Source organism: Geodermatophilus normandii (assembly GCF_003182485.1).
In the GTDB taxonomy this organism is placed as follows: Bacteria; Actinomycetota; Actinomycetes; order Mycobacteriales; family Geodermatophilaceae; genus Geodermatophilus; species Geodermatophilus normandii.
This window is the reverse complement of the sequence record NZ_QGTX01000001.1, coordinates 177,843-202,891: the sequence shown is the minus strand read 5'-3', so window position 1 is coordinate 202,891 and position 25,049 is coordinate 177,843. Positions and strand designations below refer to the sequence as shown.

Below are 25,049 nucleotides of genomic sequence, written 5' to 3'. Positions count from 1 at the left end.
ACGCACCCGAGGATGGGCACGTGGACACCAGCGGGGCGGCCGAGTGCTGCGAGGTCGTCGTCACCGGACCGGACGCCGACTGGCTGGCCGGCTACACGCGGACCCTCGTCGAGGAGCGGCTGGCCGCCTGCGGTCACCAGCTCGCCACGATCCGGTCGGTGTACCGGTGGGAGGGGGCGGTGCACGACGAGCCGGAGGCCCGCGTCGCGCTGCACACCCGCCGCGCGCTGGTGCCGGCGGTCGTCGCCCGCACCGCCGAGCTGCACCCGTACGACGTCCCGTGCGTCATCGCGCTGCCGCTGGTCGACGGCGGTCCCGACTACCTGCGCTGGGTCGTCGCGGAGACGCGGGAGCCCTACTAGGGGACCAGCCCGAGCTTCCCGCGCACGTGGCCCTCGCGGCTGCGGCGGTGGGCCTCGGCCGCCCGCTCGAGCGGGTAGCTCGCGGCGACCGGCAGCTGCAGCCGGCCCTGGCGCACGAGCGCGGCCACCTCGGTCAGCCGGGGGACGGCGCCCTCGCTCGACGTCGTCACCCGCACGCCGAGCTCCGCGGCGCCGGAGTCGGCGATCGTCACGACCCTGCCCGGGTCGCCGGTGAGCGCCACGAGGTCGCGCACCGACCCCCGGCCCGCGGTGTCGATGCCGCCGTCGACCCCGTCGGGGGCGATCTCCCGCACGCGGTCGGCCAGGCCCTGGCCGTGGGGGACGGGCAGCGCGCCGAGTGATCGGACGAAGTCGGCGTTGGCCGGCGACGACGTGCCGATCACCGCGAGCCCGCGGCTGACGGCGACCTGCACGGTCGCGGTGCCGACGCCGCCGCTCGCGCCGTCGACGACGACCGTGCGGCCCGGCGGCAGGCCCAGCAGGTCGAGCACGCGGACCGCCGTCTCACCGACCACCCCCAGCCCGGCGGCCACCTCGAAGGACACCTCCGGCGGCTTGGGGACCCACGCGTGCAGCACGGCGTGCTCGGCCGCGGTCGCCCGGCCGAGGCCGAGGACGGGGTCGCCGACCTGCACGCCGGTCACGCCCTCGCCGACCTCGTCGACCACCCCGGCGGCGTCCACGCCGGGCACGGTCGGCCCGTCGGGCCGGTCGCCGCGCGCCATCAGCCCCGTGACCTGCTTCCAGTCCAGCGGGTCGACGCCCGCCGCGCGGACGGCGATGCGGGCCCGCCCGGGCCCGGCGTGCGGCTCGTCCACCTCCCCGACACCCGCGACCTCGGGCTCCCCGTACGCGGTGTGGACGACGGCTCGCATCCCCCTGCTCCTCCCGGTCGTGGGCGGCAGCCACCGCGGGGACCGCCGCTCCGTCCCCGGGGCGCACTACCCTCGATCGACGTGGCCGCAGACTTCTCCGTCGTCCTGGACGAACTGGACACGACCCTCTCCAGCATCGAGTCCGTCCTCGACGTCGAGCGGCTGCGCCGCGAGGTCGCCGAGTTGCAGGAACAGGCCGCCGCGCCCGACCTCTGGAACGACGTCGAGGCCGCCCAGGCGCTGACCTCCAAGCTCTCCTACCTGCAGGGTGACCTGCGGCGGGTCGAGGAGCTGCGCCGCCGGCTCGACGACGTCGGCGTGCTGCACGAGATGGCCGAGGAGGAGTCCGACGCGGCCACCGCGGAGGAGGCCGAGCGCGAGCTGGCCGCGCTGCGCGCGGAGATCGACGAGCTCGAGGTCCGCACGCTGCTCAACGGCGAGTACGACTCCCGCGAGGCGCTGGTGACCATCCGCTCGGAGGCCGGCGGCGTGGACGCCGCCGACTTCGCCGAGATGCTCATGCGGATGTACCTGCGCTGGGCCGAGCGCCACCGGTACCCGGTCGAGGTCTACGACACCTCCTACGCCGAGGAGGCCGGCATCAAGTCGGCGACCTTCGCGGTCAAGCAGCCCTACGCCTACGGCACGCTCTCGGTCGAGCAGGGCACCCACCGGCTCGTGCGCATCTCGCCGTTCGACAACCAGGGCCGCCGCCAGACGTCCTTCGCCGGCGTCGAGGTGCTGCCCGTCGTCGAGCAGACCGACCACGTCGACATCCCGGAGAACGAGATCCGCATCGACGTCTTCCGGTCCTCGGGCCCCGGCGGGCAGAGCGTCAACACCACGGACTCCGCCGTCCGGATCACCCACCTGCCCACCGGCATCGTCGTCTCCTGCCAGAACGAGAAGAGCCAGATCCAGAACCGCGCCGCGGCGCTGCGCGTCCTGCAGGCGCGGCTGCTCGCCGTCCGGCAGGCCGAGCAGCGCGCCGAGATGGACGCGCTCAAGGGGGAGGGGAGCAGCTGGGGCAACCAGATGCGCTCCTACGTCCTGCACCCGTACCAGATGGTCAAGGACCTGCGCACCGAGCAGGAGACCGGCAACACGACGGCGGTCCTCGACGGCGACATCGACTCCTTCATCGAGGCCGGCATCCGCTGGCGCCGCCAGCAGGAGTCCGTCCCGGCGAGCTAGGGTCGCCTCGGTCACACTCCGGCGCGGTTGCCGGGGCGATCCCGCTGGGTAGGGGCGCGGGTCGGTGACATCCTCCGGTGCGTCCTGCCCCGAACCGACCATCGTGCGGCTCCGGGCAGGTACCGTGGCCCCTCGTGATCGAATTGCAACACGTCACCAAGCTCTACCCGGCCAGCGCACGGCCGGCCCTCGATGACGTGTCGACGGAGATCGACAAGGGCGAGTTCGTCTTCCTCATCGGCTCCTCGGGCTCCGGCAAGTCGACCTTCCTCCGGCTGCTGCTCAAGGAGGACGACCCGACCCGCGGGACGGTCACCGTCAACGGCAAGGCGCTCAACACGATGAGCAAGTGGCAGGTGCCCAAGCTGCGCCGCACGATGGGCTGCGTCTTCCAGGACTTCCGGCTGCTGCGCAACCGCACGGTGTCGGAGAACGTCGCCTTCGCGCTCGAGGTCATCAACAAGCCGCACCGCACGATCAAGCGGGTGGTCCCCGAGGTGCTGGAGATGGTCGGTCTCGAGGGCAAGGCCAACCGCCTGCCGCACGAGCTCTCCGGTGGTGAGCAGCAGCGGGTCGCGATCGCCCGCGCGTTCGTCAACCGGCCGCTGGTGCTGCTCGCCGACGAGCCCACCGGCAACCTCGACCCGGAGACCAGCGAGGGGATCATGCTGCTGCTGGAGCGGATCAACCGCACCGGCACCACCGTGATCATGGCGACGCACGACTACCACATCGTCGACTCGATGCGCCGCCGCGTCATCGAGCTCAACGGCGGCCAGATCACCCGCGACCAGACGCGCGGCGTCTACGGCGTCGGCCGGTAGAGCACCCCGCCGCCCACCTCGACCTGCACCTCACGACAGGGAATCCATGCGCGTCAACTTCGTCCTCTCCGAGGTGGCCACCGGGCTGCGTCGCAACCTGACCATGACGGTCGCGATGATCCTGACCACGGCCATCTCGCTCGGTCTCATGGGGACCGGCCTGCTCATCGCCGGGATGATCTCCGACATGAAGGAGATCTACTACGACAAGGTGCAGGTCTCCATCTTCCTGGCCGACGACGTCACCGACGAGCAGCGCAGCGCCATCGAGGCGCAGCTGTCGGACTCGCCCGAGGTCGCGAACTACCTGTACGAGTCCAAGGAGGAGGCCTACGCGCGCTTCCAGCAGCAGTTCTCCCAGCAGCCCGAGCTGGTCGAGAACACGCCGCCGGACGCGCTGCCGGAGAGCTTCCGCGTGGAGCTGGTCAACCCCGAGCGCTACGAGGTCATCGCCGCGGAGTTCCCCAACGGGCAGAACGGCGTCGACCAGGTGCGCGACGAGGGCGACTTCCTCGACCGCCTGTTCAGCCTGCTCAACGGCGCCCGCAACGCCACCATCGCCGTGGCGGTGGTGCAGGCGCTGGCGGCCCTGCTGCTGATCTCCAACACCATCCAGCTGGCCGCGTTCAACCGCCGCAACGAGACCAACATCATGCGGCTGGTCGGCGCCTCGCGCTGGTACACCCAGCTGCCGTTCATCCTCGAGGCGGCGCTGGCCGGGCTGATCGGTGCGCTGCTGGCCGTCGGTGGCCTGGTGCTCACCAAGGTCCTCTTCGTCGACAAGACGCTGGCCGGGCCGATCAAGGCCGGCATCATCCCGCCGGTCGACTGGGGCGCGATCGCCACGATCGCCCCGGTCATCGGCGCCGCCGGCGTCGGCCTGGCCGCGGTCGCCGCGTACGTGACGCTGCGCCTCTACGTCCGCCTGTAGTCCCTCGCTCCTCCCGTCGAGATCCCGTGGTCTCGTACGTCTCCGGCCTCCGGGGCGTACGAGATCGCGGGATCTCGCGCGTCGCGGGGCGGACGCGGGTAGGCAGGGGGCATGACGACGACGGCTCCCGGCGCCACGGCAGACGACCTCGACACCGGCCGGGCCGACGTCCGCCCCGCGCTGCGGCGGCTCGGGGACGTCGGCGCGTTCGGCGCGGACGACGACGACCCGACCGTCGCGCTGCTGGCCTCGGTGCGGATGCTCCGCCAGCTCGCGTCGGTGTCGCTGGCCACGGCCTTCGCGGCGTGGTCGCAGCGGATGGTGCTGGAGTACCTGCGCTGCTGCCCGCCGCCGGAGCCGCTGACCGGGCTCGTCGCCGAGCTGCGCGCCGGCACCGTCCCCGGCGCCACCGCGCTCGCCCCGGCGGTCGCCGACCTCGCCGGCACCGGCACGCTGCCGGTCACCGCGGTCCGCGACGGCGCGGGCTGGCGGCTGTCGGGCACCGTCGGCTGGGCCTCGAACCTCTTCGACGACGCCGTCGTCGTGAGCCCCGCCCGGACCGCCGACGAGGGCCGGGTGGTCGCGCTCTTCCGGCGCACCGACGCCGGCGTGACGCCGACCGGGCCGCACGACCTGCTCGGCCTGCGCGGCACCGGCACCGGGGGCCTGCACCTCGACGGCGTCGTCGTCGGGCCCGGGCAGGTGCTCAGCGACGACCTGGCCGGCTTCATGGCCGTGTGCCGCCCGGCGATGCTGCTGCTGCAGACCGCCCTCGCCCTCGGCGTCGCCGACGCCGCGCTCTCCGCCGCCGGCGGGCACCTGCCCAGCGTCCTGCGGCCCGACGCCGCGGCGCTGACCGAGCGCCGCGACGACGTCGCCCGGCGGCTGGAGGACCTGGCCGGGGACCGGGTGGGCGTGCACCCCGGCGACCTCGCGGGGCTGCGGCTGGCCGCCCTGGACGTCGCCGCCGAGGCGGTGCGGCTGGAGTCCGCGGTGGCCGGGGGGTCCGGGTACCTCGCCGGCAGCGACACCGCGCGGCGCGTGCGCGAGGCGGCGTTCCTCCCGGTGCAGGCCCCGACGTACGGGCAGCTCCGGCGCGAGATCACCGCCACCGGTCCCCGGTAACCTGGGGACATGCCGCGGGAACAGGGGCGGAAGCTCATCGCCCAGAACAAGAAGGCGCGGCACGACTACTCGATCCTCGACACCTACGAGGTCGGCCTGGTGCTCACCGGCACCGAGGTCAAGAGCCTGCGTGCCGGTCGGGCGTCGCTGGTCGACGGCTTCGCCACCGTCGACGACGGCGAGGTGTGGCTCCAGCACGTGCACATCCCCGAGTACACGCAGGGGACCTGGACCAACCACGCCCCGCGCCGCAAGCGCAAGGTGCTCATGCACCGCGAGGAGATCGACAAGCTCGTCGGCAAGACCCGCGAGGGCGGCCTGACGCTCGTGCCGCTGGACCTGTACTTCAAGGACGGCAAGGTCAAGGCCACGCTCGCGCTGGCCAAGGGCAAGAAGTCCTACGACAAGCGCCACGACCTCGCCGAGCGCGACTCCCGCCGGGAGATCCAGAAGGCCTTCGGCCGCTACGTGAAGGGACGCCGTTGAGGGGCATCGCCTACGACCGGTTCGGCTCCTCCGACGTCCTGACCCTGCGCGACGACCTCCCCGAGCCGCCGGTCGGCCCGGACGCGGTGCTCGTCCGCACGCACGCCGCGGGCGTCAACCCAGTCGACGTCGGGATCCGCGAGGGGAACCTGGCCGGGCTCTTCCCGCACCACTTCCCGATCGTCCCGGGCTGGGACCTCGCCGGCACCGTGGAGGCGGTCGGCCCCGCGGTCGTCGACTTCGCGCCCGGCGACGAGGTCATGGGGTACCTGCGCCGCGACGACGTCCAGTGGGGGACCGCCGCCGAGCTCGTGCCCGCGCCGCAGCGCTGCCTGGCGCACAAGCCCGAGTCGCTGTCCTTCGCCGAGGCGGGGGCGCTGCCGCTGGCCGGGCTCACCGCCTACCAGGCGCTCACCGAGACGCTCGAGGTCGGCGAGGGCGACCGCGTGCTGGTCCACCGCGCCGCGGGCGGGGTCGGCTTCTTCGCCGTCCAGATCGCCGCCGCGCTCGGCGCGCACGTCATCGGCACGGCCAGCCCGCGCAACCACGGCTTCCTGCGCGACGCCGGCGCCGCCGAGGTGCTCGACTACTCCGCCGGGCCGGTCAGCGAGCAGCTGTCGGAGCCGGTCGACGCCGTCCTCGACCTCAACGGCGGCGACGCCCTGGCCGACGCTCCCCGTCAGGTGCGCGACGTCGCCCGGGTCGCCAGCGTCGTCGACCCCGCGGTCAACGGGATGGGCGGGCGCTACGTGTTCGTCCGCCCCGAGCGGCACGACCTCGAGGAGCTCGGCCGGATGGCCGACGCCGGCCAGCTGCGCGTGGCGATCGCCAAGGCGTTCCCGCTGGAGCGCACCGCCGAGGCCCACGACCTCGTGGCCGGCGGTCACGTGCGCGGCAAGGTGGTCGTGACCCTGCGATGAGCGTGCAGCCGCCGGTCGACGACGACGACGTCCCGCGGTTCTGGCGCGAGCTGGGCCTGCCCGGCCTCGTCGACGTGCACGTGCACTTCCTCCCGCCCCGGGTGCAGGCCAAGGTCTGGTCCTACTTCGAGGCGGCCGAGACCCACTACGGGGCGGCCTGGCCGGTGCACTACCGGCTGCCGGAGGACGAGCGGCTCGCCGTCCTCGGCCGGCTGGGGGTGCGCGCCTTCCCCACGCTGCCCTATCCGCACAAGGCGGGCATGGCCGCCTGGCTCAACGACTGGTCGCACGGCTTCGCCGCCGCCCACCCGCGGGTGCTGTCCTCGGCCACGTTCTTCCCCGAGCCCGAGGCGCCGCACTACGTGGCCGACGCGCTCGACCGCGGCGTGCGGGTGTTCAAGGTGCACGTGCAGGTGGGCGGCTTCGACCCGCGCGACCCGCTGCTCGACGCCGTCTGGGCGCGGCTGGAGGAGGCCGGGACGCCGGTGGTCATCCACTGCGGCTCCGGGCCGCTGCGCGGGGAGCACACCGGGCCCGCGCCGATGACCGGCCTGCTCGAGCGGCATCCCGGCCTGTGCCTGGTGATCGCGCACCTGGGCATGCCCGAGTACCGCGACTTCCTCGACCTCGCCGAGCGGTACGAGCGGGTGCACCTGGACACCACGATGTTCGCCACCGACTTCACCGAGCGGCTCATGCCCTTCGACCCCGCCGACCGGCCGCGGCTGGCCGCGCTGCGGGACAAGGTGCTCCTCGGCAGCGACTTCCCCTCGATCCCGTACCCCTACGCCGAGCAGCTGGCCGCGCTGTCCCGCCTCGGCCTGGGCGAGGACTGGCTGCGCGCGGTGCTGCACGACAACGGCGCCCGGCTGTTCGCACTGGAGGGCTGACGCCGCACCGCCCCACCGCCGCCGTCCTCGGCACCCCGGGTCGACGACCTCGAGGCCGCCCGTGCGCTCGCGGAGGAGGCGGGCGCGCGGCCCATCGGCGGCTACGACGCCCCCGACGAGGTCGTGCGCGTCCACGCCGGCCCCGACGGCCACCTCCTATGCCTGTTCGTGTCGCTGACAAAGGGGTCGCCGCCCCCGGGGCAGCCCGCCTAGCGTGACGGCTCGTGTCCGACGTGCTCTCCGCCGACCTGACCGGCCTGCCCGAGGGCCTGACCGCCCGCCCGCTCACCCTCGACGACGCCGGAGCCGCCGCCGGGCTGCTGGAGGCGGCCGAGGCCGTCGACGACACCGGCGAGCACGAGGACGCCGCCGACCTGGCCGAGTGGTGGGGTCGCGAGCTGGTCGACCTCCCGCGCGACGGCCGGGCGGTGCTCACCGCGGACGGGCGGCTGGTGGCCTGGGCGACGTCGATCTCCCAGCGCGGCGGCCGCGAGGCGCTGCGCGTCTGGTCCGAGGGCCGGGTGCACCCCGACCAGCGCGGGCGCGGCATCGGCCGGGCGCTGCTGGACTGGCAGGTCCGCCGGGGCACCGAGCAGCACGCGCAGTTCGCGCCGCCCGGGCTGCCCGGCCGGCTCGTCACCAGCGTCTGGCCGGCGATGACGTCGCTGGAGCGGCTGGTCCGGCGCGCCGGCTTCGAGGTCGAGCGGCTGTTCGCCTCGATGGAGCGCCCGCTCGACGACGTGCCCACCGCCGTCGCCCCCGCCGGCCTCGAGCTGGTGCCCTTCACCTGGGACCGCGACGACGAGGTCCGCCGCGCGCACAACGCCTCGTTCACCGAGCACCACGGCTCCACCGAGCGCGACGAGACCGCCTGGCGCACCTGGTTCACCGGCGTGAGGGCGTTCCGGCCCGACCTGTCGGTGCTGGCGCTGGCCGACGGTGCGGTCGCCGGGTACGCGCTCGGCTACGTGTACGACGCCGACACCCGCGCCACCGGCGTGACCACGGTGCACCTCGGCCAGATCGGCGTGCTGTCCGCCTTCCGCGGGCGAGGGGTCGCCGGCGCGGCGATCGCCGCGGCGCTGACCGCCGCCGCGGCCGACGGGTGCCGCCGCGCCGCGCTCGACGTCGACACGGAGAACACCACCGGCGCGTTCGCGCTCTACGAGCGGGTGGGCTTCCGCGTGGCCCGCACCCACCACTCCTGGGCATTCCCCGTCCCGCCGGTCGCCGGGTGACGCGCCTGGCCACACGCCCGGCGACCGGGGCCGACCTGCCCCTGGTCGAGGAGGCCGAGCGCGCGTACGTCCGCGACGTCGAGCCCGGCCAGGAGTCCGCCTGGACCGCAGCGCTCGAGCGGAACCGGGCGCTGTGGCGGGCGAACCTGGCCCGCACCACCGTGCTGGAGGCCGACGGTGAGCCGGCCGGGTTCGTCATGTGGACGCCCGACGGCGGTGCCGCGCTGGTGGTGACCGTGCAGGTGCTCCCCGCCTCCCGCCGCCGCGGCCTGGGACGTCGGCTGCTCGAGGAGTGCGCGCGGCGGGCCGCGGCGGCCGGGTACGCGGAGGTGCGCCTCGGCGTGCACCGCGACAACCCGGCCCGCGCCCTCTACGAGGCGGCGGGGTTCGTGCCGGCGGGGGAGGACGGCGCCTACCTGCTGTACCGGCGGACGGTGGTCCCGGCCGCTGGCTAGGGTCGTCCCATGGTCAGCGCCGATCAGCCCGTCCTCGACCCGGCCCCCGTCGGCCGCGCGCACCGCGCCGTCGAGCCGCTGCACAACCACGTCTACTTCGTGCCGGAGACCGAGCAGCACCTGACGGCGGTGGGCCTGCGGCCGGGGCGGATGGTCTACTTCGCCGGCCGCGCCGCGCCGATGGGCGCCGTCGGCCCGGGCGTGGTGACGGCGACCTTCTCCAACTTCTCCCCGGCGATCGTGGGCCGGCACCTCCCGCGCGCGTGGACGCTGGCCTCGCCGGAGCAGGTGGTCACCGCCCGGTTCGCCTCCGCCCGCGCCTCGCTCACCCGGCTGCTCGGCGGCGAGGAGGCCGCGGCCGCGCCCGAGGTCGCCGAGCTGACCGACCTGCTCGTCGAGGCCTGCACCGTGCTGACCGCCGAGGGCCGGCCGCTGTACGCCGGGCACGCCGACCTGCCCTGGCCCGAGGACCCGGTCTCCCGGCTGTGGCACGCCGCCTCGCTGCTGCGCGAGTGGCGCGGGGACGGGCACGTCGCCGTCCTGGTGCGGGCCGGGCTGTCGGGGCTGGAGGCGCTGGTCAGCCACACGGCGACCGGTCGCGGCTTCCTGCCGGCCTCGGCCAAGGCCACCCGCGGCTGGAGCGACGAGGAGTGGGACGCCGCCGCGGCCCGCCTGGCCGAGCGTGGCCTGCTCGACGGCGACCGGCTCACCGAGGCCGGGCAGCGGCTGCGCGCCGACCTCGAGACGGAGACCGACGCGCTGGCCACCGCACCCTGGGCGCACCTGGGCCCGGAGCGGACGGCGCGGGTCGTCGAGCTGGGCAAGCGGCTGTCGGCGACCCTCGTCGCCCACGGGGCGTACCCGGCCGGGGTCTTCGCCGGCCGGTGAGCCCCCGCCTGCCCGAGGGGCCCGACGAGGGACCGACCGCCGACCTGCTGCGCGCCCGGCGCGGCGGCGTCCTGACGGCGCTGGACCGGCTGCTGCTGCACAGCCCGCCGGTGGCCGAGGGCTGGAACGCCCTGCTCGGCGCGCTGCGGGGGAGCACGACGCTGCCGGCCGACCTGCGCGAGCTGGTGGTCCTGCGGGTGGCCGTCCTCTGCGGCGCGGCCTTCGAGTGGGCCGCGCACGAGCCGGTCGGCCGCCGCGCCGGGCTCACCGACCTGCACCTGCGGGTGCTGCGCGCCGGCGACCCGACCGCCGAGCCGGTGTGGACGCCGGCGCAGGCCGCGGTCCTCGCCTTCACCGACGCCTCGGCCCGCGCCGTCGCCGTCCCCGACCCGGTCTTCGCCGCGGTGCGCGAGCACCTCGACGACCGCCAGGTCGTCGAGCTCACCGTGCTGGTGGGCGGCTACGCGATGGTCGCCCGCTTCCTCGTGGCGATGGAGGTGCCGCCGCCGGACGGAGAGGTTCCGGGCTGACCTCCGGCTCCCTATGGTGTGCGTCACACCTTCCGGGGAGTCGCCATGAGCATTCTCGACCGACCGGGACGCTCCGGTCAGCGCACCGACGTCGACGCCGCCTTCCGTGGCTCGGCCACGTACCGGAGCCTGGGCGAGCAGGAGCTCAGCCCGGCCGAGGAGCGCTTCGAGAGGGGCCGCCGGACCGTCGGGCTGTTCCTGGCCCCGGCCGTGACGATCGTCTTCGCCCTGCTGCCGATCGACCTGCCGCGCGCCCAGCACCTGCTCGCCGCCGTCCTGCTCGGCGTCATCGTCCTGTGGATCACCGAGCCCGTGCCCATCCCGGTCGGGGGGCTGATCGGCGTCGGCGCCATCGTCGTGCTCGGCGTCGTCCCCGCCGACGACGCGGTGGGCCCGCTGGGCTCGACGACGGTGTTCACCTTCATCGGCGCCTTCATCCTGGCCGCCGCGATGCTCAAGCACGGCGTGGCCCGGCGGTTCGCCATGACCATCCTGTCGATGCGCTGGGTCGGCGCCTCCACCGCGCGGGTGGTCATCGCGTTCGGCCTGATCACCTGCCTGCTGTCGGCGTTCGTCTCCAACACCGCGACCGTGGCGATGCTGCTGCCCACGGCGATCGGCATCCTGTCGGTGATCGCCAAGCTGATGCAGGACAAGGGGATGGTCGAGCCGGACTTCGACCCGCTGCGGCTGAAGGTCGGCGTCGCCCTGATGCTCATGCTGGCCTACGGCGCGAGCGTCGGGGGGCTGCTCACCCCGGTGGGCACGCCGCCGAACCTGATCGGCCGCGGGCTGATCGAGGAGGCGACGGGGGAGCGGATCGGGTTCCTCGACTGGATGCTCATGGCGCTGCCGATCTGCGCGCTCATGTTCGTGGCGCTGGCGTTCGTCCTGCTGCTGCTCAACCGGCCGGAGATCCGGCGGATCGAGGGCGTCCACGAGTACGTCCAGCAGGAGCGCGCCCAGCTCGGCCCCGTCACCCGGGCGGAGAGGAACACCCTCGTCGCCTTCGGGATCACCGTCGCGTGCTGGATCTTCCCCGGCGTCATCGCGCTGACCGCCGGCACCGAGTCCGACCTCTACACGACGATCAGCGACCGGATGGACGAGGGCATCATCGCCGTCCTCGGGGCCGCGCTGCTGTTCCTGCTGCCCACCGACTGGGGGCGGCGGGAGTTCACCCTCAACTGGTCCGACGCCGCGACGATCGACTGGGGCACGATCCTGCTCTTCGGCACCGGGATCATCTTCGGGTCGCTGCTGGCCGACACCGGCCTGGCCGAGACCATCGGCACCAGCTCGGCCGACACCCTCGGGCTGACCAGCACGATCGCCATCACGGTGTTCGCCGTGATCCTGGCGATCGTCATCTCCGAGACCACGAGCAACACCGCGTCCGCGGCGGTCGTCGTCCCGATCGTCATCCCCGTGGCGGTGGCCGCCGGGATCAACCCGTTCGTGCCGGCGCTGGCGGCGACGTTCGCGGCGTCCTTCGGCTTCATGCTGCCGGTGTCGACGCCGCAGAACGCGATCGTCTACGGCTCCGGCGTCGTGCCCATCACGAAGATGATCCGCTCGGGGATCTCCTTCGACGTGCTCGGCGCCCTGCTGATCGTCGTCCTGCTCCCGCTGATGATCGAGCTCGTGCTGAACGTCTGACCCCCGCGGGTCCCGCGGTGGCAGGCGGGTGAACGGAGAGGGAAGTCATCCCCTCGGGGCGGGCCACGGGCGACCCGGCGTGTCACGATGGACGACGGCCCGCAGGACGCCGGGCGCCGGTCGACGGGAGGGAGGGCGAGCGCGTGCGCAGCGAACCGCCCAGTCCCAGTCCCGAGGTCCTCCCCGCCTAGTACCGGCCGCCGTGCGCGCCGGGTGCCGGTGCGTGGAGGGCCTCCGCTGAGTCCCGTCACCCAGCGTCCCCGGGAGCCCGTCATGGCCGACCGTCGCCTCGCGCCCCTCACCGCCCTGTCCACCCTCGGGCGCCGGCCCCGCCCGCAGGTCCTGCGGCCGGTGGCTCCTCCGCCCCCGCCCGAGCCGCCGCAGCCGGAGCGCGTCTCGCGTCTGGTCGACAACGCCGTCTACGCGGGCGGCCGGCGCATCGCGACCCCGGGGTCGGCCGAGGAGAGCCACGACTGGCTCACCGAGGGCTTCGACGACCGGCTGGTGTGGCTGGGCCTCTACCGGCCCGAGCCCGCCGAGCTGGGGGAGATGGCCGAGCAGTACGACCTGCCCGAGCTCGCCGTCGAGGACGCCATCCAGGCCCACCAGCGGCCGAAGTTCGAGCGCTACGGCGACACGCTGTTCGTCGTCCTCAAGGCCGCGCGGTACCTCGACGCGGCCGAGGAGGTCGAGTTCGGCGAGCTGCACCTGTTCCTCGGGCGGCAGTTCGCGATCACCGTGCGCCACTCGGAGTCCCCCGACCTCGCCCGCGTGCGGCGGCGCCTGGAGAGCGAGCCGGCGCTGCTGGCCAAGGGCAGCGAGGCGGTGCTGTACGCGATCCTCGACGCCGTCGTCGACGGGTACTCGCCGGTGGTCGCGGGCCTGGCCAACGACATCGACGAGATCGAGACCGAGGTCTTCCGCGGTGACCCCGGCGTCTCCCGGCGCATCTACGAGCTGTCGCAGGAGGTCCTGGAGTTCCAGCGCGCCGCGCAGCCGCTGACCGGGATCCTCGCGGCGATCACCGCCGGGTTCGACAAGTACGGCGTCGACGAGGACCTGCGCAGCTACCTGCGCGACGTCGCCGACCACGTCACGCAGGTCAACGAGCGCATCGAGGCCTTCCGGCTGCAGCTACGCGACATCCTCACGGTGAACGCGACCCTGGTGGCGCAGCGGCAGAACGACGAGATCCGCGAGCTGACCGTGGCCTCGATCGCGCAGGGCGAGGAGGTCAAGAAGATCTCCGCGTGGGCGGCCATCCTGTTCGCACCGACCCTGGTGGGCACGGTCTACGGGATGAACTTCGAGGACATGCCCGAGCTGTCGTGGCACCTGGGCTATCCGTTCGCGCTCGTGCTGATGCTCGGCGTGAGCCTGACGCTCTACGCCGTCTTCAAGCGCCGCGACTGGATCTAGGACCCCGCTGCCCCCGCCACCCGCAGGCTCGCGGCGGGCCCCTGCGCGGGGCCGGAACATCCCGCGCGCGTGGGCGTTATCCTGCATGCACAACTGCACAGGGGGTGAATGGTCTCGACTGCGGTCGGGTGACCAGGGGAAGCGAGCCGAGGAAGCCGACGATGAGCTCGTTAACCACGCGTCGGAAACAACACAAGCGCCGACTCCAGTCAGCGCGAGTTCGCCCTCGCTGCCTAAGTAGCGAGGCGACTCTGTCAGCCCGGGTTCGTCATCGGCCCGGATCCTGGCATCAGCTAGATGACTGACCGTGTGCGCCGGTCGCGGGCGTGCACGGGACACCAAACAGTGACTGGGCCCGTCATCCCGACTCGTTCGTGAGATCGGGAGGGCCGAGCAGAGACGCAGCGGACTGCGCTCGGAGAAGCCCTGGTGATGCGTCGCAGGACGCGGGTTCGATTCCCGCCACCTCCACCCCTCGGCACGACGACGGAGCGCCCCGGACCCACGGTCCGGGGCGCTCCGTCGTCCCGTGCCCTCAGGTCCCGGCGGGGGGACGTCCGGCCGGCGGGTCCTCCCCGACGAGGCCGTCCACCGACTCGCGGATGAGGTCGGCGTGGCCGACGTGCCGGGCGTACTCCTCGACGAGGTCGACCAGCAGCCGGCGCAGGCTGGCCACCTCCCCGTCGGGCCACCCCGAGCCCAGCCGGTCCAGGCCGCCGTCGTCCAGGGCCTCCGCGACGACGGCCCGGGAACGGGTCACCGCGTCCCGCCACAGGGCGCGCAGCCGCTCGGGCGGGTCGTCGGCGGCCGTGCGCCACACCCAGTCGGGGTCGGCGTCCCAGTCGACCGTCTCCCACGGGGCGCCCGGGCTGCGGCCGAGGAACTTGGTGGAGAACGTGAGGGCCTCGACGAACGCCAGGTGCTTGAGCAGCCCGCCCAGGGTGAGCGACGACGCGCCGACCGTCGCGCGCAGGCCGGCCGCGTCCAGGCCGCCGGTCTTCCACGCGAAGGTGGCGCGCTGGCGCTCCAGGGAGCCGAGCAGCGTCGCGGTCTCGTCGCCCGTCGGCGGGGGGCCCGTCCAGCCCTGCACGTCCGGATCCGTCATGGCGGCGACCCTAGGCGGCCCCTCCGGTCAGCCCTTGAGCAGCCGCACCGTCCGGTGCGAGACGGCCCGGGCCACGGCCGGCGGGCCGATGGGCTTCGACACCTGGAACGCCTCGAACGCCTCGGCGTCGGCGACCGCCACGTGCAGGAAGTGGTCCGGCACGCCGAACAGCCGCCGGACCTCGACCACCTCGTCGAAGGCCAGGACGGCCTCCTCGAACTCCTCGACGGTGCGCCGGTGGTCCCCGGCGTCGTCCCGGGGAGGCCGCCGGTCAGCCGTGCGGCGGCGTGAGCCGCCGGGGCACGCAGGCGTTGGTCAGCTCACCGCCGTCCAGCTGGGGATAGGTGGCGGCGCACCAGTCCTCGACGTCGGCCCGGCTGCCGAACCCGGCGTCGACCACGGTGATCCAGTACGGATCACCGTCGGCCGCGGTGGAGTGCCGGCCGAAGTCGGTGCCGTGCAGCACCGACACCGCGGCCGGGTCGGTCACCGTCGCCAGCGCCGCGCGGCTCTCGGCGAGGACGTCGACCGCCTGGAACACGTGCGTCCCGTTCTGCGCGGTCTGCAGCGGATCGGTGATGCCGACGTCCTTGGACGCGAGCTGGGCCACCCAGCGGCCGTCGGTCTCCAGCCGGGCGAGGGAGTCCTCCCGCAGGGCCGCGAGCTCGGCCAGGGCGCCGGCCTCCGCGTCGCCGTCGGGCACGCCGGACCCCTCCTGCGGCTCGGCCGCGGCGGCGGTGCTCGGTGCCGGCTGCTCCGCGCCGGGCGCGCACGGCGGCAGGTCGCCGGGTCCCGGGTCGGGGGTGCACGGGCCGGTGTCCACCCGGACCGCCACGCCGGTCCACCACGAGGTGGCGCCCATCGCGCCGGCCCACGACAGTGAGACGTGGACGTGGTCGGTGTGCGGGCTGGCCCCCCTGTACGGCCGCCAGCCCCGGCTCGGTGACCAGATCTCCCGGTCCCAGATGACGTACATGACGCCGAGCCGCCGGGCCGCGTAGGCCGGCTCCCCGTCCGGCCCGGCCCCGGCCAGCCACGCCAGGGCGTCCTCGGCGACGGCCCGCTCGGCCGGGTCCCCGGCGTCGAGCATCCAGTCGAGGGCGCGCCCCTCCTTGTGCTCGCTGGCCCCGCCGACGGAGCAGTCGCGGGAGATGCCGACGCTGCCGGTGCCGTAGTGGTCGACCAGCAGCTCCGCGAGCGCGACCGTGCCGGGCTTGGCCCCGGGGTCGCAGATCGCCTGGCCGACGTAGGGGGCGGGCTCCTCGACGGTGGCCGGTGCGGCGACCGGGGCCGTGGGGCCGGCGGCAGCGGCGGAGGCGGGGAGCGCGAGCAGCAGCGTCGTCGTCAGGCCGGCGGCGACGGCGGTGCCCAGGACGCGGCGGCGGGGGAGCGGGATCGGACGCACGGCGTCCTCCACGGTCTCGGGAGTCCGGCCGGCCCATCCCAGGAGGGCGGCACCACGGCGGTCCACCCCCTCGTGCGCCCGGCTCCCGGCCGTCCGGCGTGGCGGTACCGCCCGCACCCGCCACGCGCGGGCCCGGGGCGTCAGCTCCGGGTCACGGCGGCGAGGACGGCGGCGTAGGCGTCGCGGGCGAGCCGGCGCAGCTCGTCGTCGGTGCGGTCCTGGACGGGGTGCGGGACCAGCACGTGCGGCACCGCGAGGCCCAGCGCCCGCGCCTGGGCGGTGGCGGCGTCGGCGAACTCGGCGGAGGCGAGGAAGACCCCCACCACGCCCCGGGCCTCGAGGTCGGCGATGTCGTGCACACTGCACGACGTGCAGGAGCCCTAGTCGGCCAGCGCCTCGATGACCACCTCGCACTGGGTGGCGATCTCGTGTCGCAGGTCCACCGGGGCCGGCCGGGCGAAGGTGGGCTTGCGGTAGCGCAGCGTGCGGACGCCGTCGGCGTGCAGCAGCGCCTCCAGTTCCTCGACGACGACGTCGCCGCGGCTCTTGGAGATGTCGAGCAGGCCGACCGTCCGGCCCTGCAGGGACGCCGGCCGCGGGGTCAGCGCCCGCTCCGCCGGCCGTCGCTCCGACGTCGGGTCGAGCAGCACCCGTGCCATCACGCCTCCTCGATCGGGACGGTGACCGGCGAGCTGCCGGTCGCGCCGCTGGCCCAGCCGCCGATGACCGCCGAGAACATGCCGGCCGGGCCGCCGGCGTAGGCGAACAGCAGCCCGCCGGGGCGGAACTTGGGCAGCGGCCGGTCGAGCAGCGCGTCGGGCATGCCCTCGGTGATGCCCAGGGCGCCGCGCCGCAGCTCGTCGGGCTGCATCTGCAGCAGCGGCTCGAGCTCCTCGAGCAGCCGCTCCCGGCCCCAGCCGGCCTCCCGGAACACCCGGCCGTGCTCGGGGCCGAGGACGACGAGGGCGTCCATGCCGAGCGCGGCCTTCGGGTGGCCGACGGTGCGCAGGACGAGGGCGAGCGTGCGGGCCAGCGACTCCGGCGTCCGGCTGGCCTGGTCGAGGAACGGCGTCAGCCCCGCGCCCGCGAAGACGGTGAGCGCCGACCCGGGGACGCCGCGCGCCTCGGCCAGCGGGGGGAAGGGGCGCAGGCCGTCGTCGGCCTCGGCGAAGCACCAGCCGACCTTGCCCGGGTTGCCGAGGGTCGCGCGGTCGACCTCGCCCGGGCGCCCGCCGCCGACGTTGCGGACGACGAGCTGCAGCGCGCGGCCGATCGTGGCGTTGGCGCGGTTGCCCTGGCCGAGCGCGTTGATGCCGGAGTTCATCCGCAGCCGCGCGGTGACCGGACCGTCGACGACCAGCACCGGTCCGGCCGACCAGGTGGTGGCCAGGACGCCGTGCAGCGCGAACTCGTCGCGGCAGGCGGCCTCGACGGCGGCCAGCACCACCGGCAGGTGCTCGGGCAGGCAGCCGGCCAGGACGGCGTTGACCGCGACCTTCTCCACCGTGCACTCGACCAGGTCCGGCGGGACGACGGCGACCACCTCGCCGGGTGCCCGGCGGGTGCCGCCGAGCATCCGCAGCACCCGCTCCTCGGTGGGCGGCACGCAGGGCAGGCCGTCGGTCCAGCCGCGGTCGAACAGCGCCTCGACGTCGTCCTCCAGGTCGGCCAGCTCGACCCTGCGGGCGGTGAGCACCCGGCCGCCGTACCGCCGGGCCAGCTCCTCCTCGACGCCCCACTCGACGCTGCGCGAGCCGCACCCGGGCCGGTGCTCCGGCAGCCCCTCGCCGAGGCCGGGCACGCCGGTGAAGGACTCCCACTGGCTGCGCAGCCAGCCCTCGACGCGGCCGGTCTCCGCGCCGTCGGCCATCCGCAGCAGCGTGGGCACCGTCTCGATGCCCAGCCGCCAGCTGACCTCCAGCTCGCGGTCGTCGGTCACCGGCAGCCCGGCGGGGAAGGACGGGTCGTCCTGGCTGACGACGGTCAGCGCGCCGGCGCCGGCCAGGTGCCGCAGGACCGGCTCGACCAGCGCGCAGGTGGGACAGTCGCGCTTGACGACCGCCACGAGTCCGTCCGGCACGAGCGCCACCGCTCGACCATGGCACGCGTGTCAACGGACGCGTGCCCGCGGGGGAGCGGGAGGCCCAGCGGGGGCGGTGTCCCGCGCGGGCCCGCTCGACCTCGGGGACGGTGTCCTCCAGCACGTCGGCGAGGTCGCGCAGCCGGGCGGCCACCCGCTGCCCCGGGTGAGCGCGTACTCGACCCCCGGCGGGATGGCCGTGACGACGTCGCGGGTGACCGGGCCGTCGCGCTCCAGGGACCGGAGGGTCTGCGACAGCGTCTTCTCGCTCACCCCCTCCACGCGGCGGCGCAGCGCGTCGCCGGCAGGGCCAGTGACGCCCACCGGGCGGTGACGTCCCCGGACGCCGAGCGCGAGGTGCAGTCGCGCGCGAACACGTCCCTGACGAGCGCGGGCGACGGGCCGGTCACGGGGCGGAGCGTGCGACCGCGGACGGAATGGCAGGTGCTCTCCCCTGGTTGGCGCCCTCGGTCCAGTCACCGTCAGAGGGAGTGCCCGCATGACCACGTACGCCGTCACCGGAGCCACCGGGCTCCTCGGCCGCCGCGCCGTCGAGGAACTGCTCGACCGCGGCGTCCCCGCGTCCGACGTCGTCGCCGTCGTCCGCCGCCCCGAGGCCGCCGCCGACCTGGCCGGTCGCGGCGTGCAGGTGCGCCACGGCGACTACTCGCGGCCCGAGACCCTCCCCGCCGCGCTGGCCGGCGTCGACCGGCTGCTGCTCGTCTCCGGCAGCGAGGCCGGGCAGCGGGTCCCCCAGCACACCGCGGTGGTCGAGGCGGCGGCCGCGGCCGGCGTCCAGCGGATCGTCTACACCTCGATCGCGCACGCCGACACGACCAGCAACCCGCTGGCCCCCGAGCACCGGGAGACCGAGGAGGTGCTGCGCGGCTCCGGCGTCCCGGCGACGGTCCTGCGCAACAGCTGGTACCTCGAGAACTACACCTCCCGGATCGACGAGTACCTCGCCACCGGCGAGATCGTCGGCGCGGCGGCCGACGGCCGGGTCTCGGTCGCCCCGCGCGCCGACTACGCCGTCGCCGCCGCGGCCGCGCTGCTGGCCGACGACGAGGGCCCCGTCGTCCGCGAGCTCGGCGGCCCCGGCGTGACCCTCGCCGACCTCGCCGACGCCGTCACCGAGGTCACCGGGACGGCCGTCCGCTACCGCGACCTCCCCGCCGAGGAGCTCGTCGCGACACTGCGGGGCGTCGGCCTCGACGCCGGCACCGCCGGCTTCGTCGCCGGGATCGACACCTCGATCGCCCGCGGCGAGCTCGACACCGGCGACGCCGACCTCGCCGCCCTGCTCGGCCGGCCGGTGGCCCCGCTCGCCGACGCCGTGCGCGCCGCCCGGGGCTGAGCCGGGGGCGGCTCACCGACGACGCGCGGGGCCCGCGGAGGGGGCCTCCCCCTCCGTGGGCAGCGAGTGGTGCTCGTGGGTGGTCAGCCAGCGCCCCTCCACCCGGCGCAGCCCGACGGTGAGCCGCACCCGGAAGCCCTCGGTGCCGGCCGCGCCGATCCGCAGCAGGCCGTGGGCGAAGGCGACGTCGTCCCCGGCGACCACGGTCAGGTCCGAGACGTCGAAGAGGCCCTCGCCCTGCGCGTCCCAGAACAGCCGCCACCGTGTGAGGACCCCGTCCTCCCCACCCTTCGCAGGCTCAGGGCGGGACCCGGGACGGGGCCGGGTCGAGCGGCCGTCACCGCGTCGACGTCGGCGTGCCGGACGGCGGTGGCCCACGCCTGGAGGACCCCGCGCACGACGTACCCGTCCTCGTCCACGCGGGGCAGACCCCGCGGGACCGCCGATCTCGTCCCTCGGGGTGAGGTGCGCCGTCCGGCGCGACTCCTCCGGTGCCGGTGCCGATCCCGAGGGCATGAACCCCCTCGCGTGCCGCGCCGTGGCGCAGGCCGGGCTGGTCGCGGCCACCGCCTCGGCCGACGACGAGCGCCCGTGGCCGCTGCTGCTGGTGGCCGGCTGGCACACCACCGCCACCGACCTCGTGCTGGCCGACGCCCGGCTCGTCGAGGACCTCGCCGCGCTCCCGGCCTGACCGTGTCCCGGCCCGGCCGGGGTCGTTGAGCCTGCCGTGATCCCGGCCAGCGCCCGCACCGCCGCCCGGCGGGCCGACGACGTGCTGGCCTGGGCGCCCAGCGGGCGGATCGCCGTCCCGCTCATCGTGGCGCTGGTCGTCGTCGCCGACCTCGTCGGCGCGGGCACCGTGACCCTGCTGCTGCTCGGCGTCTCCGACGGCGCGGACGACGCCGGCCGCGGCCCCGTCCTGCTCACCGCCCTGGCCTACCTCGTCGTCGCGCTGCCGCTGGCCACCCTCGCCGGGCTGCGCCGCCAGCGGGCCACCACCGCGTGGCTGGTCGCCGGCCGCGACCCCACCCCGGCCGAGGCCGCCCGCGCGCTGCGGCTGCCGGTGGACACCGCGCTGATCGCCGCCGTCGTCTGGCTCCTCGGCGCCGTCCTCGCCGGCGCCGTCGCCGCGGTCACGTTCCCCGAGCCGCTGGTCGGGCTGCGGGTCGGTGTCGCCGCCCTGTTCGGCGGCGCGGTCACCGCCGGCGTCGTCTACCTGCTCGTGGCCCGCGCCGCCCGCGGGCTGACCACCCGCGCGCTGGCCGCGCACCCGCCGGCCGGCCGGCTCGCCCTCGGCGTGCGCCCGCGCCTGCTGCTCACCTGGGGCCTGACCAGCGCCGTCCCGCTGCTCGGCGTCGTGCTGCTGTTCGTCGACCCGAGCAACCCCGGCGGGCCCGGCCGCACCGCCGTCGTCTTCCTCGCCGTCGTCGCCGTGCTGGTCGGCGGGCTGGCCACGCTGCTCACCGCGCGCGCCGTCGGCCAGCCGCTGCGCGACCTGCGGCAGGCGGTGCAGCGGGTCGGCGCCGGGGACTACACCGCGGGCGTCACCGTCGACGACGCCGGCGAGATCGGCCTGCTGCAGGAGGGCGTGAACACGATGGCCGCCGGGCTCGCCGAGCGGGAGCGGCTGCGCGACCTGTTCGGCCGGCACGTGGGGACGACGGTCGCGGCGCGGGCGCTGGCCGAGGGCGCCTCGCTGGGCGGTGAGGTGCGGCCGGTCGCGGCGCTGTTCGTCGACGTCGTGGGGTCGACGTCGCTGGTGCGGCGCACCGGCCCGGAGGCGATGGTCGGCCTGCTGAACCGCTTCTTCGCCGTCGTGGTCGACGCGGTCGAGGCCGAGGGCGGGCTGGTCGACAAGTTCGAGGGCGACGCCGCGCTGTGCGTCTTCGGCGCCCCCACCGCGCACCCCGACCCCTCCGGCGCCGCCCTGCGCGCGGCCCGCCGCATCTGCGACGACGTCGGGCGCGCCGGCGAGGTGGACGTCGGCGTCGGCGTGGCCTGCGGGCCGGCGTGGGCCGGGCAGGTGGGCACCGCCAGCCGGCTGGAGTACACGGTCATCGGCGACCCGGTGAACGAGGCCGCGCGGCTCACCGAGCTGGCCAAGGAGCACCCGGGCCGGGCGGTGGCCAGCGAGGCCGCGGTGCGCGCCGCCGGGGGCGGCGAGGCCGCGAACTGGGTGCCGGACGCCGAGGTGGAGCTGCGCGGCCGCGGCGAGCCGACCCGGACCTACGTGCGCGCGTAGACCTGACCGTCGGGGCCGTGCGAGCGGACGACGACCAGCACGTCCTCGCTCTGCAGCGTGCCGATCAGCGGGTCGTCGAAGCGCAGCGTGCGCCCGCCGCGGGTCACCGACAGCACGACGTCGCGCAGGTCCCGCGGCCCCAGCCCGACCTCGCCGGAGCGCACCGTGCGCTGGGAGAGGTCCAGGCCCTGCCCGCCGGTGAGCAGGTCCTCCACCACCGAGACCACGCGCGGGCTGTCGGTGGACAGGCCCAGCAGCCGGCCCGACGTCGCCGAGGTGGTGATGACGGTGTCCGCGCCGGACTGGCGCAGCAGGCTGGCGTTCTCCTCCTCGCGGACGCTGGTGGTGATCGGCACGCTCGGGTTGAGCTGGCGCACGGTCAGCGTGATGAGGACGGCGGCGTCGTCGCGGTTGGCCGCCACGATGACCGCCCGTGCGCGCTCCACCGACGCCCGGCGCAGCACGTCGGTGCGGCCGGCGTCGCCGACGATGCCGGTGAGCCCGATGGAGTTGGCCTCGTCGATCGCCTTCTGGTCGGCGTCGACGATGACGATGTTCTCCAGCGGCGTGCCGGTGGCCCGCAGCGAGCGGACGGCGCTGCGCCCCTTGGTGCCGTAGCCGCACACGATGACGTGCTGGCGCACGCGGGACCTCCAGCGTCGGATGCGGAACTCCTCGCGCGAGCGCGCGGTGAGCGCCTCGAGCGTCGTCCCGATGAGCACGATCAGGAACATGATCCGCAGGGGCGTGATGAACAGGATGTTCACCAGCCGCGCGGACTCGGTGATGGGCGTGATGTCGCCGTAGCCGGTGGTGGAGAGCGTGACCGTGGAGTAGTAGACGGCGTCGAGCAGCGAGATGCCGACCTCGTCGCCGTCGCGGTAGGAGTCGCGGTCGAGCCAGACGATGAAGACCGTCAGGCCGAGGAAGAACGCCGCGAGCACGACCCGCCGCCACACCTGGCGGACCGGGGACTGCTCCTCGTGGGCGATCTGCACCCCGGTGTGCGGGTCCTCCGACCCGTGTCCGCCCATCACCCCGCGGACGATAGCGAGCGGGGGCGGTGCGCACCGGGATGCCGGCGCACACCGCCCCCGATGGGGTCAGCCCTGGGCCGCGGTCTCCCGTTCCCGGGCCGCCAGCTCGCGCTTGAGCACCTTGCCCGCCGCCGAGACCGGGATGGCGTCGATGAACACGACGTCGCGCAGCCGCTTGTAGTGGGTGACGCGGTCGTTGACCGCGGCCATCACCGACTCGGCGGTCAGCGCCGCCCCGGCGTCGTCGGCCCTGCGGACGACGTAGGCCACCGGCAGCTCCCCGGCGGTCTCGTCGGGCCGGCCGACGACGGCGGCGCCGGCGACCCCGGGGACGCCGAAGAGGATCTCCTCGAGCTCGCGCGGGAACACGTTGTAGCCCTTGTAGAGCAGCATGTCCTTGGTGCGGTCGACGATGGACAGGTAGCCGTCCTCGTCGAGGATCCCGACGTCGCCGGTGTGGAACCAGCCATCGGGGTCGATCGACTCCGCCGTCGCCTCGGGCCGGTGGGCGTAGCCGCGCATGACCTGCGGGCCGCGGATGCACACCTCGCCGCGCTCGCCCGCCGGCAGCGGGTCGCCGCCGCCGAGCGGCCGGATGGTGATCTCGGTGTCGAACACCGGCAGGCCGACGGTGCCGGGCTTGCGGGTGCCCGAGCGGAACGACGGGTTGCCGGTGGCCTGCATGGTGACCTCGGTCAGCCCGTAGCCCTCGCCGATGACGGCGTTGGGCAGCACGGCCTGCAGCCGCTCGATCAGCGGCACCGGCAGCGGCGCGGCGCCGCTGGCGACGCCGCGGACGTGCGACCAGTCGTGCTCGGTGAAGCCGGGCACCTGCAGCAGCGCCACGAACACCGGCGGGGCGCCGCCGATCGACGTCACCCGGTACCGCTGGGCGTCCTCGACGTACCTCACCGGGTCGAAGCGCATGTGGATGACGGTCGTGGTGCCGCTCATGACCATGCCGTTGAGGTAGCCGATCGCGCCCATGGCGTGGAACCACGGCGTCAGGTTGATGAGCACGGCCTCGCCCAGCCGGGTCGGGTACTCGTCCTCGCCGACGACCTGGCGCACGGTGACGTCACCGGCCTCGTCGAGCTCCGGCAGCGACCCCGAGGTCCAGCACGCCGACTGCAGCACGTTGGTGACCACGTTGCGGTGCGGCAGCTCCACGCCCTTGCTCACGCCGGTCGTGCCGCCGGTGTAGGCCAGGTGCGCGAGGTCGGCGGCGGGGTCGAGCCCGGCGTCGAGGTGGCGGTCGGTGGGGTCGGCGGCCAGCAGGTCGGCCAGGTCGACGTCGTCGTCGGCCAGGCCCTCGAGCCGGGCGGCGAGGTCGAGGGTGTGCGCCTCGCCGGTGACGACGACGGTGCGCACCGGCGTGGCCTCCAGCGCGCTGCGGACGAAGGGCAGCACCTGGTCCCAGGTCACCAGGACGGTGGCGCCGGCGTCGGTGAGCTGGGCGGCGAGGTCGGCCGCGGGCAGCAGGGGGTTGGTGGGGGAGAAGACGGCGCCGGCCATCACCACGCCGTAGTAGACCGCCGGGTACTGACGGCAGTTGGGCAGGTGCACCGCGACGACGTCCCCGCGGCCGACGCCGTTGTCGGCCAGCCAGTTGGCCACCGCGGCGGCCCGCGCGCCCAGCTCCTCGAAGGTGAGCTCGACGTCGTGGTCGACGAACGCCGTGCGCGTGCCCCAGCGCCGCACCGCGGCGCGCAGGATCGACCCCACCGGCACCAGCGGGTACTCCAGCGACCGCGGCAGGCCCGGCGGCCAGCCGACGGCCGGCTCCTGCGGGGTGGCGGGCTCCTGCGCGGCGGTCGTCGCAGGGTGCGTCGTCGCAGGGGGCGTGGCGGTCATGCGTGTCCTTCCGTCCGGGTCGGTGCGCCCGTCAGCGTGGTACAGCTCACATCGGCTGTCGAGCAGCGCTCAGCACAGCTGCGGGTGTGCACGGCGCACACCTCGCGGCCCTCGTGCGGGGGCCCGCCGCGAGCCTGCGAGCGGTGGGGGGG

General features: G+C 75.1%; 25 protein-coding genes, 1 other RNA gene and 2 pseudogenes. 18 read left to right on the top strand and 10 right to left on the bottom strand.

Annotation, left to right across the window (positions count from 1 at the left end):
• The first annotated feature begins 20 nt into the window (after nt 1-20).
• A complete protein-coding gene (gene cutA, locus JD79_RS01085; RefSeq protein ID WP_245899484.1) occupies nt 21-362 on the top strand; it encodes a divalent-cation tolerance protein CutA in 342 nt (113 codons plus the stop codon).
• Here cutA and JD79_RS01080 read toward each other — a convergent pair.
• Nucleotides 359-1,258 carry an NADP-dependent oxidoreductase gene (locus tag JD79_RS01080; protein ID WP_110004044.1) on the bottom strand — a complete coding sequence of 300 codons (900 nt, stop codon included), beginning with the start codon at nt 1,256-1,258 and terminating at the stop codon, nt 359-361. The two genes, cutA and JD79_RS01080, sit on opposite strands and share 4 nt — an antisense overlap.
• 81 nt (nt 1,259-1,339) lie before the next feature.
• Here JD79_RS01080 and prfB point away from each other — a divergent pair, with 81 nt between their 5' ends.
• From prfB to ssrA, 14 genes are all read left to right on the top strand, one after another.
• A complete protein-coding gene (gene prfB / locus JD79_RS01075; protein ID WP_110004043.1) occupies nt 1,340-2,452 on the top strand; it encodes a peptide chain release factor 2 in 1,113 nt (370 codons plus the stop codon).
• A 134-nt stretch (nt 2,453-2,586) separates the two neighbouring features.
• A complete protein-coding gene (ftsE, locus tag JD79_RS01070; RefSeq protein ID WP_110004042.1) occupies nt 2,587-3,276 on the top strand; it encodes a cell division ATP-binding protein FtsE in 690 nt (229 codons plus the stop codon).
• Nucleotides 3,277-3,322: 46 nt separating this feature from the next.
• The gene (ftsX, locus tag JD79_RS01065; RefSeq protein ID WP_110004041.1) at nt 3,323-4,207 is read left to right on the top strand and encodes a permease-like cell division protein FtsX; all 885 of its coding nucleotides are present in this window, start codon (nt 3,323-3,325) and stop codon (nt 4,205-4,207) included.
• A gap of 111 nt (nt 4,208-4,318) precedes the next feature.
• The gene (locus JD79_RS01060) at nt 4,319-5,332 is read left to right on the top strand and encodes an acyl-CoA dehydrogenase family protein (protein WP_110004040.1); all 1,014 of its coding nucleotides are present in this window, start codon (nt 4,319-4,321) and stop codon (nt 5,330-5,332) included.
• A gap of 9 nt (nt 5,333-5,341) precedes the next feature.
• A complete protein-coding gene (smpB, locus tag JD79_RS01055) occupies nt 5,342-5,818 on the top strand; it encodes an SsrA-binding protein SmpB (protein WP_110004039.1) in 477 nt (158 codons plus the stop codon).
• Nucleotides 5,815-6,738, top strand: coding sequence for an NADP-dependent oxidoreductase (locus JD79_RS01050; protein ID WP_110004038.1), 924 nt, complete (start codon nt 5,815-5,817; stop codon nt 6,736-6,738). The genes smpB and JD79_RS01050 overlap by 4 nt, the downstream gene beginning before the upstream one ends.
• The gene (locus JD79_RS01045; RefSeq protein ID WP_110004037.1) at nt 6,735-7,628 is read left to right on the top strand and encodes an amidohydrolase family protein; all 894 of its coding nucleotides are present in this window, start codon (nt 6,735-6,737) and stop codon (nt 7,626-7,628) included. Before JD79_RS01050 ends, JD79_RS01045 begins: the two co-directional genes overlap by 4 nt.
• A 224-nt stretch (nt 7,629-7,852) precedes the next feature.
• Nucleotides 7,853-8,866, top strand: coding sequence for a GNAT family N-acetyltransferase (locus tag JD79_RS01040; protein WP_110004036.1), 1,014 nt, complete (start codon nt 7,853-7,855; stop codon nt 8,864-8,866).
• Entirely contained in the window at nt 8,863-9,321 is a 459-nt protein-coding gene (locus JD79_RS01035; protein ID WP_170149069.1) for a GNAT family N-acetyltransferase, read from the top strand. The genes JD79_RS01040 and JD79_RS01035 overlap by 4 nt, the downstream gene beginning before the upstream one ends.
• Nucleotides 9,322-9,330: 9 nt before the next feature.
• Nucleotides 9,331-10,209, top strand: coding sequence for an SCO6745 family protein (locus tag JD79_RS01030; protein WP_211307812.1), 879 nt, complete (start codon nt 9,331-9,333; stop codon nt 10,207-10,209).
• On the top strand, nt 10,206-10,739 hold the full coding sequence (locus tag JD79_RS01025; protein WP_211307811.1) for a carboxymuconolactone decarboxylase family protein: 534 nt from the start codon (nt 10,206-10,208) through the stop codon (nt 10,737-10,739). The genes JD79_RS01030 and JD79_RS01025 overlap by 4 nt, the downstream gene beginning before the upstream one ends.
• A gap of 45 nt (nt 10,740-10,784) precedes the next feature.
• Complete coding sequence (locus JD79_RS01020) at nt 10,785-12,398, top strand: SLC13 family permease (protein ID WP_110004034.1); 1,614 nt, start codon at nt 10,785-10,787, stop codon at nt 12,396-12,398.
• Between the two features lie 273 nt (nt 12,399-12,671).
• Complete coding sequence (locus JD79_RS01015) at nt 12,672-13,817, top strand: magnesium and cobalt transport protein CorA (protein WP_110004033.1); 1,146 nt, start codon at nt 12,672-12,674, stop codon at nt 13,815-13,817.
• A 100-nt stretch (nt 13,818-13,917) separates the two neighbouring features.
• Nucleotides 13,918-14,291, top strand: a transfer-messenger RNA (tmRNA) gene (ssrA, locus tag JD79_RS01010).
• A 61-nt stretch (nt 14,292-14,352) separates the two neighbouring features.
• Here ssrA and JD79_RS01005 read toward each other — a convergent pair.
• From JD79_RS01005 to JD79_RS24370, 6 genes and pseudogenes are all read right to left on the bottom strand, one after another.
• Nucleotides 14,353-14,922: a DinB family protein gene (locus tag JD79_RS01005; RefSeq protein WP_110004032.1), complete on the bottom strand. Its 570-nt coding sequence runs from the start codon at nt 14,920-14,922 to the stop codon at nt 14,353-14,355.
• A gap of 27 nt (nt 14,923-14,949) precedes the next feature.
• A pseudogene (locus tag JD79_RS01000) lies at nt 14,950-15,150 on the bottom strand (Lrp/AsnC ligand binding domain-containing protein); the annotation flags it as partial.
• A gap of 43 nt (nt 15,151-15,193) precedes the next feature.
• Nucleotides 15,194-16,327 carry a VldE C-terminal domain-containing protein gene (locus tag JD79_RS00995; protein WP_146220356.1) on the bottom strand — a complete coding sequence of 378 codons (1,134 nt, stop codon included), beginning with the start codon at nt 16,325-16,327 and terminating at the stop codon, nt 15,194-15,196.
• A gap of 140 nt (nt 16,328-16,467) precedes the next feature.
• Nucleotides 16,468-16,986, bottom strand: a pseudogene (locus JD79_RS24105) (UGSC family (seleno)protein).
• Nucleotides 16,986-18,416, bottom strand: a complete 1,431-nt coding sequence (locus JD79_RS00980) for a thioredoxin family protein (protein ID WP_170149068.1) — start codon at nt 18,414-18,416, stop codon at nt 16,986-16,988. The pseudogene JD79_RS24105 and the gene JD79_RS00980 overlap by 1 nt, the downstream one beginning before the upstream one ends.
• A 21-nt stretch (nt 18,417-18,437) precedes the next feature.
• On the bottom strand, nt 18,438-18,908 hold the full coding sequence (locus tag JD79_RS24370) for a winged helix-turn-helix transcriptional regulator (protein WP_211307810.1): 471 nt from the start codon (nt 18,906-18,908) through the stop codon (nt 18,438-18,440).
• Here JD79_RS24370 and JD79_RS00970 point away from each other — a divergent pair.
• Complete coding sequence (locus tag JD79_RS00970) at nt 18,907-19,764, top strand: NAD(P)H-binding protein (RefSeq protein WP_110004028.1); 858 nt, start codon at nt 18,907-18,909, stop codon at nt 19,762-19,764. The genes JD79_RS24370 and JD79_RS00970 overlap by 2 nt on opposite strands.
• Before the next feature lie 12 nt (nt 19,765-19,776).
• Here JD79_RS00970 and JD79_RS00965 read toward each other — a convergent pair whose 3' ends face one another.
• Entirely contained in the window at nt 19,777-20,280 is a 504-nt protein-coding gene (locus tag JD79_RS00965; RefSeq protein WP_110004027.1) for a YybH family protein, read from the bottom strand.
• On the opposite strand from JD79_RS00965, the gene JD79_RS22360 reads away from it, so the two are divergent.
• Complete coding sequence (locus tag JD79_RS22360; protein WP_170149066.1) at nt 20,279-20,455, top strand: hypothetical protein; 177 nt, start codon at nt 20,279-20,281, stop codon at nt 20,453-20,455. The two genes, JD79_RS00965 and JD79_RS22360, sit on opposite strands and share 2 nt — an antisense overlap.
• Before the next feature lie 36 nt (nt 20,456-20,491).
• The gene (locus JD79_RS00960) at nt 20,492-22,006 is read left to right on the top strand and encodes an adenylate/guanylate cyclase domain-containing protein (RefSeq protein ID WP_211307809.1); all 1,515 of its coding nucleotides are present in this window, start codon (nt 20,492-20,494) and stop codon (nt 22,004-22,006) included.
• On the opposite strand, the gene JD79_RS00955 is transcribed toward JD79_RS00960, so the two are convergent.
• Together JD79_RS00955 and JD79_RS00950 are read right to left on the bottom strand one after the other, a co-directional pair.
• Complete coding sequence (locus JD79_RS00955) at nt 21,991-23,040, bottom strand: potassium channel family protein (RefSeq protein WP_110004026.1); 1,050 nt, start codon at nt 23,038-23,040, stop codon at nt 21,991-21,993. The genes JD79_RS00960 and JD79_RS00955 overlap by 16 nt on opposite strands.
• Nucleotides 23,041-23,109: 69 nt before the next feature.
• The gene (locus tag JD79_RS00950; protein WP_110004025.1) at nt 23,110-24,897 is read right to left on the bottom strand and encodes a class I adenylate-forming enzyme family protein; all 1,788 of its coding nucleotides are present in this window, start codon (nt 24,895-24,897) and stop codon (nt 23,110-23,112) included.
• Between the last annotated feature and the right edge of the window lie 152 nt (nt 24,898-25,049).

Excerpts from the sequence above, each read along its gene's own strand:
- JD79_RS01080 (WP_110004044.1), bottom strand. The coding sequence starts at position 1,258 with ATGCGAGCCGTCGTCCACACCGCGTACGGGGAGCCCGAGGTCGCGGGT.
- ftsX (WP_110004041.1), top strand. The coding sequence starts at position 3,323 with ATGCGCGTCAACTTCGTCCTCTCCGAGGTGGCCACCGGGCTGCGTCGC.
- JD79_RS01060 (WP_110004040.1), top strand. The coding sequence starts at position 4,319 with ATGACGACGACGGCTCCCGGCGCCACGGCAGACGACCTCGACACCGGC.
- smpB (WP_110004039.1), top strand. The coding sequence starts at position 5,342 with ATGCCGCGGGAACAGGGGCGGAAGCTCATCGCCCAGAACAAGAAGGCG.
- JD79_RS01045 (WP_110004037.1), top strand. The coding sequence starts at position 6,735 with ATGAGCGTGCAGCCGCCGGTCGACGACGACGACGTCCCGCGGTTCTGG.
- JD79_RS01030 (WP_211307812.1), top strand. The coding sequence starts at position 9,331 with ATGGTCAGCGCCGATCAGCCCGTCCTCGACCCGGCCCCCGTCGGCCGC.
- JD79_RS01020 (WP_110004034.1), top strand. The coding sequence starts at position 10,785 with ATGAGCATTCTCGACCGACCGGGACGCTCCGGTCAGCGCACCGACGTC.
- JD79_RS01015 (WP_110004033.1), top strand. The coding sequence starts at position 12,672 with ATGGCCGACCGTCGCCTCGCGCCCCTCACCGCCCTGTCCACCCTCGGG.
- JD79_RS01005 (WP_110004032.1), bottom strand. The coding sequence starts at position 14,922 with ATGACGGATCCGGACGTGCAGGGCTGGACGGGCCCCCCGCCGACGGGC.
- JD79_RS00970 (WP_110004028.1), top strand. The coding sequence starts at position 18,907 with ATGACCACGTACGCCGTCACCGGAGCCACCGGGCTCCTCGGCCGCCGC.
- JD79_RS24370 (WP_211307810.1), bottom strand. The coding sequence starts at position 18,908 with ATGCGGGCACTCCCTCTGACGGTGACTGGACCGAGGGCGCCAACCAGG.
- JD79_RS22360 (WP_170149066.1), top strand. The coding sequence starts at position 20,279 with ATGAACCCCCTCGCGTGCCGCGCCGTGGCGCAGGCCGGGCTGGTCGCG.
- JD79_RS00965 (WP_110004027.1), bottom strand. The coding sequence starts at position 20,280 with ATGCCCTCGGGATCGGCACCGGCACCGGAGGAGTCGCGCCGGACGGCG.
- JD79_RS00955 (WP_110004026.1), bottom strand. The coding sequence starts at position 23,040 with ATGGGCGGACACGGGTCGGAGGACCCGCACACCGGGGTGCAGATCGCC.
- JD79_RS00950 (WP_110004025.1), bottom strand. The coding sequence starts at position 24,897 with ATGACCGCCACGCCCCCTGCGACGACGCACCCTGCGACGACCGCCGCG.